The 15,932-nt window shown below is 62.3% G+C and carries 14 protein-coding genes and 1 other RNA gene; 8 read left to right on the top strand and 7 right to left on the bottom strand.

Annotation, left to right across the window (positions count from 1 at the left end):
* Positions 1–89: 89 nt before the first annotated feature.
* The 5 genes from rnpB to CO676_RS07790 all read right to left on the bottom strand — a co-directional run bounded on the left by rnpB (position 90) and on the right by CO676_RS07790 (position 4,153).
* Positions 90–487: RNase P RNA component class A (gene rnpB, locus CO676_RS07810), an RNA gene on the bottom strand.
* 72 nt (positions 488–559) lie between these two features.
* On the bottom strand, positions 560–1,747 hold the full coding sequence (locus tag CO676_RS07805) for an FAD-binding oxidoreductase (RefSeq protein WP_097520176.1): 1,188 nt from the start codon (positions 1,745–1,747) through the stop codon (positions 560–562).
* A 177-nt stretch (positions 1,748–1,924) separates the two neighbouring features.
* Positions 1,925–2,458 (bottom strand): transglycosylase SLT domain-containing protein, encoded by a 534-nt coding sequence (locus CO676_RS07800; protein ID WP_014765175.1) that lies wholly within the window; start codon positions 2,456–2,458, stop codon positions 1,925–1,927.
* A gap of 226 nt (positions 2,459–2,684) precedes the next feature.
* The gene (locus CO676_RS07795; protein ID WP_097520174.1) at positions 2,685–3,449 is read right to left on the bottom strand and encodes an N-acetylmuramoyl-L-alanine amidase; all 765 of its coding nucleotides are present in this window, start codon (positions 3,447–3,449) and stop codon (positions 2,685–2,687) included.
* A complete protein-coding gene (locus CO676_RS07790) occupies positions 3,446–4,153 on the bottom strand; it encodes a DnaJ family molecular chaperone (RefSeq protein WP_014765177.1) in 708 nt (235 codons plus the stop codon). The genes CO676_RS07795 and CO676_RS07790 overlap by 4 nt, the downstream gene beginning before the upstream one ends.
* Positions 4,154–4,470: 317 nt before the next feature.
* Between CO676_RS07790 and CO676_RS07785 the strand changes: the two genes are divergently transcribed.
* The 3 genes from CO676_RS07785 (at position 4,471) to CO676_RS07775 (ending at position 7,554) form a co-directional block, all read left to right on the top strand.
* Positions 4,471–5,685, top strand: a complete 1,215-nt coding sequence (locus CO676_RS07785) for a pyrophosphate--fructose-6-phosphate 1-phosphotransferase (protein WP_097520172.1) — start codon at positions 4,471–4,473, stop codon at positions 5,683–5,685.
* Positions 5,686–5,788: 103 nt separating this feature from the next.
* Positions 5,789–6,430 carry a LysE family translocator gene (locus CO676_RS07780; RefSeq protein ID WP_097520170.1) on the top strand — a complete coding sequence of 214 codons (642 nt, stop codon included), beginning with the start codon at positions 5,789–5,791 and terminating at the stop codon, positions 6,428–6,430.
* 116 nt (positions 6,431–6,546) lie between these two features.
* A complete protein-coding gene (locus CO676_RS07775) occupies positions 6,547–7,554 on the top strand; it encodes a lytic transglycosylase domain-containing protein (RefSeq protein WP_097520168.1) in 1,008 nt (335 codons plus the stop codon).
* A 48-nt stretch (positions 7,555–7,602) separates the two neighbouring features.
* Here the strand turns inward: CO676_RS07775 and CO676_RS07770 are convergent, their stop codons facing one another.
* Entirely contained in the window at positions 7,603–8,970 is a 1,368-nt protein-coding gene (locus CO676_RS07770) for a serine hydrolase (protein WP_097520166.1), read from the bottom strand.
* A gap of 213 nt (positions 8,971–9,183) precedes the next feature.
* On the opposite strand from CO676_RS07770, the gene CO676_RS07765 reads away from it, so the two are divergent.
* The 5 genes from CO676_RS07765 (at position 9,184) to CO676_RS07745 (ending at position 14,501) form a co-directional block, all read left to right on the top strand.
* Positions 9,184–10,434, top strand: coding sequence for a DUF3419 family protein (locus CO676_RS07765; protein ID WP_097520164.1), 1,251 nt, complete (start codon positions 9,184–9,186; stop codon positions 10,432–10,434).
* Positions 10,431–11,123 carry a class I SAM-dependent methyltransferase gene (locus CO676_RS07760; RefSeq protein ID WP_097520162.1) on the top strand — a complete coding sequence of 231 codons (693 nt, stop codon included), beginning with the start codon at positions 10,431–10,433 and terminating at the stop codon, positions 11,121–11,123. Before CO676_RS07765 ends, CO676_RS07760 begins: the two co-directional genes overlap by 4 nt.
* A gap of 153 nt (positions 11,124–11,276) precedes the next feature.
* On the top strand, positions 11,277–12,056 hold the full coding sequence (locus CO676_RS07755; protein ID WP_097520160.1) for a GH25 family lysozyme: 780 nt from the start codon (positions 11,277–11,279) through the stop codon (positions 12,054–12,056).
* Positions 12,057–12,203: 147 nt separating this feature from the next.
* The gene (locus CO676_RS07750) at positions 12,204–13,421 is read left to right on the top strand and encodes a lytic murein transglycosylase (protein ID WP_097520357.1); all 1,218 of its coding nucleotides are present in this window, start codon (positions 12,204–12,206) and stop codon (positions 13,419–13,421) included.
* A gap of 141 nt (positions 13,422–13,562) precedes the next feature.
* Positions 13,563–14,501 (top strand): DMT family transporter, encoded by a 939-nt coding sequence (locus CO676_RS07745; RefSeq protein ID WP_014765186.1) that lies wholly within the window; start codon positions 13,563–13,565, stop codon positions 14,499–14,501.
* A 497-nt stretch (positions 14,502–14,998) separates the two neighbouring features.
* On the opposite strand, the gene metF is transcribed toward CO676_RS07745, so the two are convergent.
* On the bottom strand, positions 14,999–15,931 hold the full coding sequence (metF, locus tag CO676_RS07740; RefSeq protein ID WP_097520158.1) for a methylenetetrahydrofolate reductase [NAD(P)H]: 933 nt from the start codon (positions 15,929–15,931) through the stop codon (positions 14,999–15,001).
* Position 15,932 lies beyond the last annotated feature (1 nt).

Raw genomic sequence — 15,932 nt, 5'->3', positions numbered from 1 at the left:
AGGTTGAATCGAAAGAAAAAGTGCCCCGCAACGGCCGCGGAAGGGACGTTGGCGGAGCACAGTTCATGCATCAAATTGGTTCAGCGAAAAACGCCAGTTGGCCTGTAAGCCGGGTTCTGTATGGCTCCGCCTCCGAGGAAGCGGAACGTGGCAGCCATTCATCTGGGACTGCGCTTGCGCACAGCCTCGTGCAACCCACCCGGATGACCGGCCTGGAAACCGGCTGGGCGCTTGCGCGCCCGTGTCATCCCTATTCGGTTTTGCTCCCGGTGGGGTTTACCGTGCCGTCCATGTCGCCATGTCCGCGGTGGGCTCTTACCCCACCCTTTCACCCTTACTCCGCAGGCGGAGCGGTTTGCTTTCTGTGGCACTTTCCCTGGGGTCGCCCCCGCCGGACGTTATCCGGCACCGTGTTTCCGTGGAGCCCGGACTTTCCTCACCCCGCGGCCTTTCGGCGCTTGCGAGGCGCGGCTGCCCGGCCAACTGACAGAGGCTCATTAACCGACCCGGGCAGCAAGCGCCAGAAAAATCGGCGCTTTCGCTTCCGTGTACCGGTCGCTCATCGATAGGCGATCGCGAAATCGGTCTCGTATTCGCCGACATCGACCCTGCCGCCCATCACCAGCGCGGCACCCAGCCGCCCGATTTCGTCGGAACTCTTCGCTGCCTGACCATTGCCGCCGGTGAGCACGGCAATGCGGTCGCTCGCAAAGCCGATATAGGGATAGCCGTGTCGCGTGAACGAGGTGACGCAGGGTGAAAAATGCGTCGAAACGGGCTTGAAGCCCGCGACCACCTCGGAGAGACCCCCGCGCAGGTGATCGGCCGCCTCGCCGCTGGCGTTGCCACGGAACCATTCCTTGATTGCCGGTTCGCTGGCAAGGATCCGATCCGTCGGATCGCCACCGATCTTGATGTAGTGTTTGCCGTCGGCATAGGCAACCGGGGGCAACAGGTAATAGCTTTTCTCCTGCTCGAATGCCGCGCCGATCAGCGACGGCATGCCGGCAAAACGGGCGAGGTCCTCAGCGCCGACCTCCGCGAAGAGCACCGTGCGTGCCTTGACGGTGAGATCGATCGGCCTCGGCAGCAGCGCAGTCGAGAGCGAAAAGCCACCGGCGGCGACGATGACCCGCCCCGCCTGAACCGATTGACCGTCTTTGGTCGTCACAATCACGCAATCGACAGCCTCTTCGAGCGACACGACCTCGGCGCGGATCACTCGCGCACCCGAATTCTCTGCCGCAATCGTCTGCGCACGGACGAGGGCACGAGGATTGACGTAGCCGGCACCGCGGGCCTCAAGGATGCCGGCATAGTGCTGTGGAAAGCGGAACCAAGGAAAGCGCTTGGCGAGTTCCTCGCCGACGATCAACGGCGCGTCGACGTCGAGCCCGTCACGTGCAAGCACAACTTTATCGAGATAGTCGAAACCGCTGCTGGGCGCGGGAGCGGCGATCAGGCAGCCCACCTCGTAGTAGAATTCGATTCCGCTTGCCTCTTCTATCTCCCGATAACGCTCGATCGATCGGCGGGCGAGACGCGCCCAAATTGGATCGTTGTCGATCGTACGGGTGATGCGGGCATTGTCGTAATGGCTGGCGAAAACACCACGGTGCTTCGCCCAATCGCCCGGCTCGTCCGGTCCGACAAGAGCGACACGGGCACCCCCCAGACTCAAGTGGCGCGCCGCCGCAGCGCCCATCATGCCCTTGCCGACGATTACGAAGTCAAAGCTTTCCGACATGGATATCCCCTCGACGCTTCGCTGCGGGAATAGCATGCCGCCCGGGCAATGACACCGAGCTCTTGCAAAAACAACTCATGCCGGAACGCGAGACCTATCCGGCCATGTCCTCGAACCCACAGGAGTTCCAGAACGCATCATTTTGACGGCCGCCACTTGCAGCGGCTCGGTTCGATTTCAATTGAGAATGCTCTGGACCTTGCCGCAATAGCGCTTCGACACCGGATTCATCCGCTTGGCGCCATGGCCGGCATTGTATTTGAGGATGGTGCCGCAGGTCGTGCCGTCGGAAAGCTCCTGAGCCTTCGCCAGATACATCATGCCGAACTTGATGTTGGTTGCCGGGTCGTAGAGGCCCTTGGCGGTACCGGAATAGCCCATCATCCGGGCCGTGGCCGGCTTGATCTGCATGAGGCCGATTTCACCCGCGCTGCCCCGGGCGCTCGCATCGAAATTGCTTTCGACCTTGACGATCGCATGAGCCAGATCGACAGCGACGCCGTATTGCTTGGCGTAGGACTGGATGAGGATCGTGAATTGGGAACCGCGCGTGAGGTCGAATTGGGGAGCAGGATAGCCTGTCGTCCTAGTCACCGACGGTAACGCCGAAGTCTTGATGGTCTTGTCGACACCCCCTGCATACGACGTACCAATCCCGGCGATGGACATGCCAAGGCATGCCGCCGCCGCAGCAGCAAACGATATTCTCATGTAGTTTGAAGTCTCCGGTCTGGGGAACTGGTCGTACGGCGCACCCCACCGTCACGACCGATTTCCTGATCGTTTTTATTGACAGGAGCATGGGCGCCAGACGCCGCATCTCCTGCGTTGATGCACCGGAAATGAAGGGGCTATCATGGTAAACATGTGGCAAACGCAAAAAAATCGCGCAGCAAAGGTTCGAGGGCGCTAAATAAGGGCGAGCGAAAAGAGCCGCCTAGGTACCGAAATTCGGCAGTGCCGAAAGCAATCTGTGTAGCGTATCAATGGTAGAAACGTCGGCGATGCCGTCTACCCGCGATTGACGGAAATGCCGCTGGAACGCGGCCACCACGCCTTCCGTCCTCTCGCAGAAATCTCCCGTAACTTCAATGTTGTACCCGTAGAGAGAGAGCATCGACTGGAGCGCGCCGACCGGCTGCCCGTGATCGCCACGCTGAAAAAAGCGGCCGCCGCCGACAGGCGCCGGTTCCACCCAGTGGCCGACCCCGCGGCAATATAGCATATGCCAAGGAAAATTTTCTCCGGGATCGACCTTGCGAATCGGTGCGACATCGCTGTGCGCGAGCACTCTTTCGGGGGCGATTTGCCAGCGCTCGCCACAGTCCCGACACAATTCGGCGACCGCCTCGATCTGCGCTTCAGGGAAGCCCGGTAGCCCTCCCGGGTGGCCTGCATTGGCGATCTCAATGCCGATCGAACAGGAATTGATGTCGGCCTCGCCTTTCCAGAAGCTCTTGCCGGCGTGCCAGGCGCGGCGTTCCTCTGGTACGAGCTGATCGATGCGGCCGTCCTCATGAACGAAGTAGTGGCTGGAAACCTGGCTTTCCTCGCGGCAAAGCCAATCGAGCGCCGAGAGCGCCGTTTCCATTCCGGTATAGTGGAGCAGGATCATGTCCGGCCGGCGTCCGTCGGCCCGCTCGCCGTGGTTGGGCGACGGTACGAAACGAGCGCCTGAAAAATCGCAGTTCCTCGCGGTCATGCGGCGCGGCGTTCTCTCTCGATCGCCTCGTAGGCTGCATTCAACGCGGCCATGCGATCGTTGGCGATCGCGTGGAATTCCGCCGGCACGCCCCGCGCGACAAGCATGTCGGGGTGGTTCTCGGAAACGAGCACCCGGTAGCGCCTGCGAATATCGGAGAAATCATCCTTCGGCGAAACACCGAGAACCTGATAGGGATCGCGGTCGTCGCCATGGACATGGCGCGCCATGATGCGCTCGAAATGCGCCTCGTCCATGTTGAAGATATCCGCTACGCGCATCAGAAAGGCGAGTTCCTTGTCGTGCACCGCACCGTCGGACTTCGCGATATGGAAGAGCCCGTCGACGATGTCCTCGAGAATTGGGCAGTTGCGTTCGCAGGACGAGCAGAGCGACGCCATCTTCTCCGCATAGGCCTCGTAGCCTGCCACGTCCTGGCGTGCGAGGTTGTAGAGCCGAGCGACGTTCTTCCCTTGGTCCGCGGGGAACTTGAAGATATCGCGGAAAGCCGCGACTTCGGCTTCGTTGACTATGCCATCGGCCTTCGCCATCTTGGCCGACAAGGCGATCATGGCCACCGAAAAGGCCACCTTGCGGCGGGTCTCCGGATCCCCTTCGAAGAGTGTACGGACCGCCTCGACCACGCCGGCGAGCGCATTGCCGGTGGCCGTTACGATCTTGAGGAGGCTGTCCCAGAATGACATAAGTGCGATTGTTCCCTGTCCCACGACCGAGCATGGCCCGATGTGGTGGCAAATTGCAAGCGGCCGGCTGCGCCAAACATCACGGATGACGGAATTGTGATGGCCCCTCAATAAATCACTTCGCCGTAAATCTCAAGTGAATTGCTCTGATCATGCATTTTGCTGGGCTGATAGTCACTTTTCAGACATCCACAGCCCTGTCATTTTATTTCCATCGGAATTGCGTTAGACCAACCGCGGTCTTTGACCTGCGCAAATTGAATAGGCGGCCGATCTCCTGAAACGATCGCCTGATGCCGAAAATCCGAGGAGGACACATGGCCAAGAAGAAAGTCGCAATGCTGACGGCGGGCGGGCTCGCGCCCTGTCTTTCATCCGCTGTCGGCGGACTCATCGAACGCTATACGGATATCGCCCCCGACTACGAACTCGTGGCCTACCGTTCCGGCTATCAGGGCCTGCTTCTCGCCGACCGCATCGAGATCACGAAAGACATGCGCGAGCGGGCGCATGTTCTTCACCGCCACGGCGGCTCGCCGATCGGCAACAGTCGTGTAAAGCTCACCAACACGGCCGACTGCGTCAAGCGCGGCCTGGTGAAGGATGGCGAAAACCCGCTTCGCGTCGCAGCCGAAAGATTGGCTGCCGATGGGATCACAATCCTGCACACGATCGGCGGCGACGACACCAACACGACCGCCGCCGACCTGGCCGCCTATCTCGGCGCGAATGGCTATGACCTGACCGTTGTGGGCCTGCCGAAGACCGTCGACAATGACGTGGTGCCGATCCGCCAGACTCTCGGCGCCTGGACGGCGGCCGAATACGGCGCACGCTTCTTCGACAATGTGAGCAATGAGCAGAGCGCCGCGCCGCGCACGCTCGTCGTCCACGAGGTGATGGGCCGCCACTGCGGCTGGCTGACGGCAGCGACAGCGCGCGCTTACATTCAGATGGCCGCAGGCAAGGACTATGTCGACGGTTTCATGATGAATGCGCAGTTGAAGAACATCGACGGCCTTTATCTGCCGGAGGTGAAGTTCGATCTCGAAGCCGAAGCAGAACGCCTGCGCCAGACCATGGACCGGAATGGCTATGTCACCCTGTTCGTCAGTGAAGGTGCCTGCCTCGACGCAATTGTCGCGGAGCGTGAGGCCGCCGGCGAGACGGTCAAGCGCGACGCCTTCGGCCATGTGAAGATCGATACGATCAATGTCGGCAACTGGTTCTCGAAGCAGTTCGCCGCCCTGCTCGGCGCCGAGCGCTCCATGGTGCAGAAGTCCGGCTATTACGCCCGCTCGGCGCCGGCGAACGGCGACGACCTGCGGCTGATCCAGAGCATGGTCGACCTTGCGGTCGAGAGCGCGCTCAACAAGGTCTCCGGCGTCACCGGCCACGATGAAGACCAGGGCGGCAAGCTGCGCACCATCGAGTTCCCCCGTATCAAGGGCGGCAAGCACTTCGACACCTCCGCCAAGTGGTTCGGCGAGGTCATGGGGGCGATCGGCCAGAAGTGGCAGACCGCGGACTGATCTGCCGCTCGTTGTAGAGGCCAACTAGCAGTTGACGGCTTCGCGTTTACATGGCTCCCTCCCGATCTCTCGGCTGGAAGCTGTTCAAACGCGGAGCTGTTTCATGTCTTTCGAACACTGGTTTGCATTCGTCGCGGCCTCGGCCGTGCTGCTCGCCATCCCCGGCCCGACGATTCTCATCGTCATCTCCTACGCGGTCAGCCACGGGCGCAAGGCAGCGGGCGCAACCGTTGCTGGCGTGGCACTTGGCGATTTCACGGCGATGACTGCGTCCATGCTGGGCCTGGGCGCGCTGCTGGCCGCCTCGGCCACTATTTTCACGGTCCTGAAATGGATTGGCGCCGCCTATCTCGTCTGGCTCGGTATCAACCTCTGGAAAGCCCCGGTTGCCGGGAGCGGTGAGAATGATAGTCACAATGAACCGCCCGCGGCGGAGCGGCCGCTGCGGATATTCCTGCACGCCTATGCCGTCACCGCGCTCAATCCGAAAAGCATCATCTTCTTCGTCGCCTTCCTACCGCAGTTCTTGGATCTGTCGCGGCCGCTTCTTTCTCAGATGGTGATCTTCGAGACGACATTCCTCGTCCTCGCGGCAACGAACGCCATGCTCTACGCATCGCTTGCCGCTGCCGCGGGAAGCACGATTCGCAGGCCGAATGTCCGGCGGATCGTGAACCGCACCGGTGGCACGCTGCTCATCGGCGCGGGGCTCCTGTCGCTCGGCCTGAAACGCGTGACGGCGTGAAATTCGCCCCGCGCTTGCCGCAACCGGCGGCATGGGTTAATGGAGATTCAAGCGCAGCGGGTGGCAACCGCTGATTTGCATGGGGCTACGGGGCCCAGAAGCACGAAAGTGACCGCATGGCGAAGATCCGTATTTCCCTTTCGAAACAGGCATTTACGGCCATCGCACTGACATCGGCACTTGCTTCGGGGTGCTCCACGGTCGAGCGCACGTCGCTCGAAGAACTGACCGCCGTGCAAACCGTCACGCCCATCCCTAAACCCGGAACGGAGATGACGGCTTACGCGCTGCCGGCACCGATCGGCGCCGCGTCGCCCGCCTCGGCGGCGCTGAGCACGCAGACGGCCTCAGCCACCGCCGGGCCGGCGGACGCCGTTACGGCCGCAGTCACCGCGGCCCAAACGGAAACCGTGCCGGCAACGGATGCGACGCTCGCCTTCGCGGCCCCCCAAACTGTTGCGGTGCCCACGGCCAAGCCCGGTCAGGCCTTCGAAGTGGCCATGGCGACGCCCGCCTCAGCCAATCTCTCACCGGCCGCAGCTTCACCCGCCGCTGAAAGCGCCGGGTCGCCCGCTGCCCCCTCCCTCGGGATTGCCGCCCTGTGGGAATCGGATTTCGACACCGGCGAACCGGTCGGCCTTGAAACGCTGGTGGCCAAGCGCATGATCGTTCCGACGGAGCGGCCCAGGACCGGCGTCATCGGCTCGGCGGTGGGCGCGGTCGCAAGCGTCATTCCCAATTCGCTGAAGCTGACGAAATCCCCGACCAGTTCCAAGCCGGAGCTCGACCGGCTGATCAAGTACTATGCCGAGCTCAACGGCCTTCCCCTCGAACTCGTGCATCGGGTCGTCAAGCGCGAGAGCAACTACAATCCGCACGCCTACAGCAGGGGCAATTACGGCCTGATGCAGATCAGGTACAACACCGCTCGGGGCCTCGGCTACGACGGATCGCCGGAGGGCCTCTTCGATGCGGAGACCAACCTCAAATACGCGACCAAGTATCTGCGTGGTGCCTGGATGGTCGCCGACAACCAGCACGATGGCGCCGTGAAGCTCTATGCCAGCGGCTATTATTACCACGCCAAGCGCAAGGGCATGCTCGACATGCTGGATATGCGGTAGGGCGGACTCGCCCTTTAAAACCCGCAACGTTCCTGATCTGTGCGCCGCTCAATCGAGCGCCGCGATCACCGCGGTATGCAGCTTCTGCACATCGTAGCCGCTGCCTCCCGGCGTGAGCCCAAGCCGGACGACGGCAAGGCGGAGCGAAGGAACGAGCATGATCGATTGCCCGTCATGCCCGAGCATCCAGAACGTATCGGACGGGAAATTGCCCGTCCCGGCGCGGATCCCGTTCTCGGTGAGCCAGACCTGGCCTGAGCCATAGTCGCCGCCCGAAGCCGCAGTCGGAGATCGCATGAAGCGCACAAATCCCTCCGGCAGAAGCGCCCTGCCCTTCCAACGGCCATCGTCCAGCAGAAACTGCGCAAAGCGCGCCCAGTCCTGCGCCGTGGCATACATGTACGAGGAACCGACGAAGGTGCCGCTCGCGTCCGTCTCCATCACCGCGCTGGTCATGCCGAGCGGACCGAACAGCGCCTGCCGAGGATAGGCTAGCGCCGCAGCGGAGCCGCCGAAAGTCTGCATCCACAGGCGTGACAAAAGGTTCGTCGTGCCCGTCGAATAGTTGAACCCGGAGCCAGGTGCGGCTTCAAGCCGCTTCGATGCTGCGAACCCGGCCATGTCGCTTTCGAGAAAGAGCATCCGCGTCACGTCGGTGACGTCGCCATAGTCCTCGTTGAAGGCGAGCCCGCTCTGCATCCCCAGGAGATCGGCAAGCTTGATCCGCGCTCTTTCGTCGCCACTCCATTCTGGAATGAGATTCGCCTTTTCCAGATCCATGCGCCCGTCGGCAATCCGCAGTCCCACGAGTGCCGCAGTGACCGATTTCGCCATCGACCAGCCTAGCAGAGGCGTATCGCGGTCGATACCGCGGCCATAGGCCTCCGCTATCAGGCGCCCGTCCTTGATGACGGCGACCGCCCGCAGGCCAGGACCGGCCAGTTCGGAGTCATCCACGAGTTTCTGGAATGCCGGATGGATCTCCGCCCTGCTTCCCTCGGGCCAGTTGATGTCGGGGCTCTGTGGAGCGGTCGCCGCGCCGCCGACCGCGTTCTCACCTGCCGGCGCGGCCAGCGCCTGCATGGCTCCGCCTGCCGTTACGGTGCAGCCAAATCCCGGACGATGGACGGCCCGAACGGGGGCGGCGAAACCGAAGATGCGTGCCGTCACCGATTGCTGATCGCGATCGACCGACACGCCGACGAACTTGAGCAGCGGGTGACCGGGTGCCTGTACGTCCCCGGCGAGGACCGCCTGCGGGTCGCGCCCCGCCAGGAAAACATTGGAACAAACGATCTTGGCGGCATAGCCGTCACCGACCTTGAGCAGTTCCGGTGGAAAGAAGGCCAACCAGCCGGCGACCGCCGCCACTACGGCCGCGGCCAATGCACCGGTTTTCCGCAAAACACCCTTCATAGACCGCCTCCTGCCGACGACAGGAAAACAGGTTTCGCGAGAAAGGAAAAGCCTCTTCCGCGCTTAGGCTTGCCTGTGGACGATGGCCTGTTCCCCGCCTCTCATTCGCTGCGTGGTCTCGTGGCGGAACGCGCCAGGCCTGTGGGAATCCCGTCATCAAAGTGTAGTCGAGTCACACTAGAAGCGCCTCAGTTTCAACTGGATGGCAGACAAATGACGGAACTCGCCCCCGATGCCGGTTTTGGCGGAAAGAATGCGAAGCTGAAGAGCGCGCTCCTCCAGCACAAGGCCCTGTCCTTTGCCGGGCTATCGGAGCGCCTGTTCGGGCTGCTCTTTTCTGGGCTTGTCTACCCGCAGATCTGGGAAGATCCGGTCGTCGACATGGAAGCGATGCAGATTGGGCGCGGCCACCATATCGTGACGATCGGTTCCGGCGGCTGCAACATGCTGACCTATCTCTCCGCCGGACCGGCGCGCATTGACGTTGTCGACCTCAACCCGCACCACATTGCCTTGAACCGGCTGAAGCTCGCCGTGTTCCGTCACCTGCCGAGCCACAAGGATGTCGTGCGGTTCCTGGGCAGCACCGGTACGCGCTCGAATGCCCAGGCCTTCGATCTCTTCCTTGCTCCGAAGCTCGACCCAGTCTCGCGCACCTATTGGAACGGCCGTGACCTGACGGGCCGCCGCCGGATCGGCGTCTTCGGCCGCAATATCTATCGGACTGGCCTTCTCGGCCGCTTCATCGCCGCCAGCCATCTTCTGGCGCGGCTCCACGGCGTCAACCCGGCGGACTTCGTCCAGGCCCGTTCGATGCGCGAGCAGCGGCAGTTTTTTGACGACAAGCTCGCGCCACTCTTCGACCGCCCCATTATCCGCTGGATCACCGGCCGCAAGAGTTCGCTGTTCGGGCTGGGCATCCCACCGCAGCAATTCGACGAGCTCGCCAGCCTCAGCGATGAGAAGTCGCTCGCCGCGGTGCTGCGCCATCGCCTCGAGAAGCTCACATGCCATTTTCCGCTGCGCGAAAACTACTTCGCCTGGCAGGCTTTCGGCCGGCGTTACCCGCTTCCGCACGAGGGCGAGTTGCCGCCTTATCTGCAGGAATCGAGCTACGAGGCGATCTGCAACGGCGCCGATCGCGTCGCGGTCCACCACGAGAGCTTCACGGATTTGCTGGGCCGCAAGCGGGCGTCTTCGGTTGACCGCTACGTGCTCCTCGACGCACAGGACTGGATGAATGATCGGCAATTGAACGACCTCTGGAGTGAAATCACCCGCACCGCCGCGCCGGACGCCGTGGTGATCTTCCGCACGGCGGCCGAGGAGAGCATTCTGCCTGGCCGTCTTTCCGCCGCACTGCTCGACCAGTGGCACTACGACGCCGAAACCTCATCGAGGCTCGGCGCCAAGGACCGGTCGGCCATCTATGGCGGTTTCCACGTCTACCGGAAGAAAGCATGAGTGCCGCGCAGTCCGCCGGCAACAGCCACGCCCGGCTCATGGATCGGATGTATCGCTACCAGCGCTACATCTACGACTTTACCAGGAAATACTATCTCTTCGGGCGCGATACGCTGATCCGCGAATTGGGCGCAGCGCGAGACAGTTCGGTGCTGGAGGTGGGCTGCGGCACGGGGCGCAACCTGGCGATGATCGGGGACCTTTATCCCGAGGCCCGCCTCTTCGGTCTCGACATCTCCGCCGAGATGCTCGCAACCGCAAAGGCGAAGTTGCGGCGCCAGGGCCGAGCGGATGTAAACCTGCGCATCGCCGACGCTACGAACTTCACCGCCGCCTCCTTCGGTGAAAAGGGCTTTGACCGCGTCGTCATCTCCTATGCGCTGTCGATGATCCCCGACTGGCAGGAAGCGATCGACGCCGCGGTCGAAGCGCTCAACCCGGGCGGCTCGCTGCATATCGCCGACTTCGGGCAGCAGGAGGGATGGCCCGGCGGCTTCCGTCGCATCCTGCAGGCCTGGCTCGAGCGCTTTCACGTCACGCCGCGCGAATCGCTCTTCGACGTCATGCGCGCCAAGGCCGAGCGGGACAGCGCCGTGCTCGAGCTCAAGTCGATCGGCAGGGGCTACGCATGGATCGCCGTGTACCGCCGCCCGGCCGCAGAGCGGGTGCCGTCATCCACAGGCGCTTGAAAGCGGTCGCTCCAGCGATGCAATTGACGCTTGAGCTAACGCAATTTTTACGATGATATGGTGAAAAGGAGGTCAAGCCTCTCTGGGGGACATCACCGTTATGGAAACCATCGCGTGAGGCAGGATCGTCGTTCGTCTCGTAACGGAACCCCCATGCGCCGGCTTCTCCTGGCATTGCTGCCCCTCGCCACCATTCTCTCCGCCTGCACGTCGACCGACTATGACCTCGTGCGGACGGCTTCCATACCGCCGCGCTTCCAGGACACCGATCCGCAGGATTTCGGCGGTCGCACGCCGCACAACCACAGCATCCACGGCGTCGACGTTTCCAAATGGAACGGCGACATCGACTGGATGAAAGTCAAGAGCTCCGGCGTCTCCTTTGCCTTCATCAAGGCCACCGAAGGCAAGGACCGGGTCGATTCGCGCTTCCCGGAATATTGGCCGCGGGCTCGCGCCGCCGGGATCGCCTACGCCCCCTACCATTTCTACTATTTCTGCTCGAGTGCGGACGCACAGGCCGACTGGTTCATCGCCAATGTGCCGAAGAGCGCCGTCCATCTGCCGCCGGTTCTCGACGTCGAGTGGAACGGCGAATCGAAGACCTGCCGTTACCGCCCGTCGCCGGAGACCGTGCGCTTCGAAATGAAGCGGTTCATGGATCGCCTGGAAGCGCATTACGGCAAGCGGCCGATCATCTACACCTCCGTCGACTTCCACCGCGACAATCTCGTCGGCGCCTTCAACGACTATCACTTCTGGGTGCGTTCCGTCGCCAAGCATCCCAAGGACATTTACGTCGACCGGCGTTGGGCCTTCTGGCAATACACAAGCACGGGCGTAATACCGGGCATCGAAGGCCATACGGACATCAACGCCTTCGCGGGCTCCGCCAAAAATTGGAAGAAATGGGTGGCAGCCGTTTCGCAATAGGCGGGATACGCCTTGCGTATCGAAGCGCGGCGGACCGATTTCTTCATTCGGTCATAATGCTCTGAGAAAGCACCGGCATATTGACCTGCGACATATCGCAAGCCCGATGACTACGCCATGCCGTCCGGGCCATCGAAAGGACTTATGATGATCGACAAGGCCCGCAGCGCCCTCCTCACCCTCGGCCTGTTCGCACTCTCCAGCACCTCCGTTCTGGCGCAGACGCAAGCTCAGCCGCAGACCCCGCCGGTTCCCTGTGGTGGCGATCTCGCGACCTTCCTGGAGGGTGTCAGGGCCGAGGCGGTTGGCAAGGGCATCCCAGCGGACGCCGCGGACCGGGCGCTCGCCGGTGTTGCAGTTGACCAGAAGGTGCTGAGCCGCGACCGTGCCCAAGGTGTCTTCAAGCAGACCTTCACGGAATTCTCGAAGCGCACCGTCAGCAAGGCGCGGCTCGACATCGGTGCCCAGAAGATGAAGGAATATGCCGACGTCTTCGCCCGCGCCGAAAGTGAGTTCGGCGTGCCGGCGCCGGTGATCACCGCTTTCTGGGCCATGGAAACGGACTTCGGTGCCGTTCAGGGCGATTTCAACACCCGCAACGCCTTGGCGACGCTGGCGCATGACTGCCGCCGGCCGGAAATGTTCCGGCCGCAGCTCATTGCCGCCATCGAAATGGTACAGCACGGCGATCTGGACCCGGCGACGACCACAGGCGCCTGGGCCGGCGAGATCGGCCAGGTACAGATGCTGCCGGAGGACATCATCGCCTACGGCGTCGATGGGGATGGCGACGGCCATGTCAATCTGAAGAAGAGCGCCCCGGACGCAATCCTCACGGCGGCGAAGTTCATCCAGAGCCTTGGCTTCACGGCGGGGCAGCCCTGGATCCAGGAAGTCAGCTTACCGGATCAGTTGCCTTGGGAAAAGACGGGGCTGCAGCCAGGCATGACGGCTGGCGACTGGTTCGCTCTCGGAGTCGCGCCACGCGACGGCAACACGTCCCACAGCGCGCTCGAAGCAGCGCTGGTCCTGCCGCAGGGACGCAAGGGCGCTGCCTTCCTGACCTATCCGAACTTCAAGATCTATCTCGAATGGAACCAGTCGTTCATCTATACGACGTCGGCCGCCTACTTCGCGACCCGCCTCGCCGGTGCACCGCCCTATCAGGTCGGCAATCCGGAGCCGGGGCTTGGCGACGCGGAAATGAGGGCCTTGCAGACCAAGCTGCAGGCGCTCGGCCACAACGTCGGCAAGATCGACGGTATTCTCGGCTCCGGCACACGCACCGCGTTGCAGAAGGAGCAGTTGAAGCTCGGCCTGCCGGCCGACGGTTGGGCGACGCCGGATCTACTCCAGGCGCTCTGACGTGAATTTCGGAAGCAGGTCGATATTGCAAGAAGCGGGTGGCAACGCCCGCTTCTTCGCATTAACGCTTGCACAATCGCAAATTGCTGGATTGGATACGCACCGCGAATCCAATCCGGCTTCGATTGCAGCAGGGCCGACATGCTTTCATCCGCCAGAACCGCCACCACGCACATGACCTTACGCCTTTGGCTGCTGCTGGCGCTGCTCGGTCTGATTTGGGGCGGTTCTTTCTTTTTCGCCCGCGTCGCGGTTGCCCATGTCCCGCCCTTCACGCTCGTGTTTTTGCGCCTGAGCCTCGCCGCGATCGCCCTGCATGTTTACTTGCGCGGTAACCACGGTCTTTACCCGGCCCTCGTTAGGCGTTGGCGGGAGTTCCTGGTCATGGGCCTCATCAACAACGCCATTCCGCATGCTTTCATCTTTCTCGGCCAGACGCATATCGGCGCCGGGCTTGCTGCCATCCTGAACGCGACGACGCCGGTCTGGACGGTGCTCATTGCCAATATCGCAACCGAAGATGAGAAACTGACGACCGCCAAGATCAGCGGCTGCCTGCTCGGGCTCGCCGGCACGGTCGTGCTCATCGGTCCGAGCGCACTCGCCGGGCTCTTCGGCGCGGCGGGCGACGTGCCGCTCTGGGCGCTCGTCCTGCCGGTTCTGGCGGCCGTGAGTTATGGTTGCTCCGCCACCTACGGCAAGCGTTTTCGCAGTCTCGCACCGCCAGTGACGGCTGCCGGGCAACTGACGGCATCGACGATCGTCATGCTGCCGGTAGCGGCCTTCGCGGACATGCCCTGGACCTTGCCACTGCCGCCCCTCTCCGCCGTGCTTGCGATCCTCGGTCTGGCGCTCGTCTCCACCGCTTATGCCTATATTCTGTTCTTCCGCATCATGGCGGAAGCCGGCGCCACCAACACGTCGCTGGTTACGCTTCTGGTACCGCCAAGCGCCATTCTCCTCGGCTATCTTTTCCTCGGCGAGACGCTGCAGGCGGCGGATGTTGCCGGCATGGCCCTGATCGCAGCGGGCCTCGCAGTCCTTGATGGGCGCATTCTGCGGCCGCGCGCATCGACCTGAGGGGGAATCAAAAGAGCTGCACGGTACGGCTTTGGGACCTTCACAGACCGTTACAGACGTTTATATTAACCTCACGGCAGCAATTGTGAGTAAAATGTGGCAGGGCGAATTCTGCAAATGATTCATGCGCTTAGGGCTGCGAACATTCGAAGCGGGCGAGGCGGATTTCGCAGTGCAGCACAAGATTTGCTTTCAAGCGCCGCCTTTTGGCCCTATGTTTTACCCGTCAACGCAGGGAGGATCCTATGGGACTGACACATTCGTTGAATGTCCTCATGATCAGTGCAGCGTTCGCATTCGTGGCCGTGATGCTTTTTGTCTGATGAAAGGCCGCTGAAGGTCCAAGCCGAAGGGGACTGTAACTTTCGGAAGTCCAATTTGCAGCAGAAGGGATAAGGCAGGCCGCTCTTAGAGCACCCGGTCTTGAGCTGCGATTACAGATGAGCCCATGAACGAAGTTCCGTTCATGGGCTTTTGCTTGGATCTTCGCTTCGGGCCTATGCCGTGGCAACCGCCCGGTAGGAGGATACTGTGGCGCGCTTGGCCGGTCGGCGCGCATAGCCGACCAGATCGCAGACAGCGGCGATAAGCGGCGAGCGGTTCATCGTGTAGATGTGGAAGTCGCGAACTCCCCGGCGTGCGAGATCGACGATCTGTTCGGCAGCGATATGGCTTGCCTCCTTGAAGCGCTCCTCCGGCTGGTCGTCGAGATGAGCGAGCCGCGAGATGATCGCCTCGGGCACCTTTGAACCGCAAAGCCCGGCAAACCGTATAACCTGCGTGAGGTTGTTGATCGGCAGGATGCCCGGCACGACCGGGATATGCACGCCGGCGCGGCGCACCCGCTCGAGGTAACGCTCGAAATCGTCATTGTCGAAGAAGAACTGCGTGATCGCGCGGGTGGCGCCGCTGTCGACCTTGCGCTTCAGCATGTCGATATCCGCCGCGACATCCGAGCTCTCCGGGTGCTTTTCCGGATAGGCGGAGACGGAAATCTCGAAATCGCCACGGGCACGGAGCGCCTTCACGAGCGCCGCCGAGCTTTCATAGCCGCCTGCGAAGGGCTGGTAGGCACTTCCGATGCCCCCCTGGGGGTCGCCCCTCAGTGCCACGAAATGCCGGACACCGCAGGCGACGAACTCGTCGATCACCGCATCGACCTCGGTCTTCGGCGCGCCGACGCAGGTGAGGTGCGCTGCCGTGTTCTGCAGACCCATCTCCCCGATCATGCGCTTGACGGTCGTCAGCGAACGCGCCTTGGTCGAACCGCCGGCGCCATAGGTCACGGTCTGAAATGCCGGCGCAAAGATCGAGAGATCCGCCACCGTCTGGAAGAGCTGGACTTCCATCTCTTCGTTTTTCGGCGGGAAGTACTCGAAAGATAGTCTGAGATTGCCGCGCTCCGCGGGATAAAGCGTCCGTGCGTTCATT

Origin of the sequence: Sinorhizobium sp. BJ1, assembly GCF_002531555.1 — a bacterium.
GTDB lineage: Bacteria > Pseudomonadota > Alphaproteobacteria > Rhizobiales > Rhizobiaceae > Sinorhizobium > Sinorhizobium fredii_B.
This window is presented reverse-complemented; position numbering and strand designations above follow the sequence as displayed.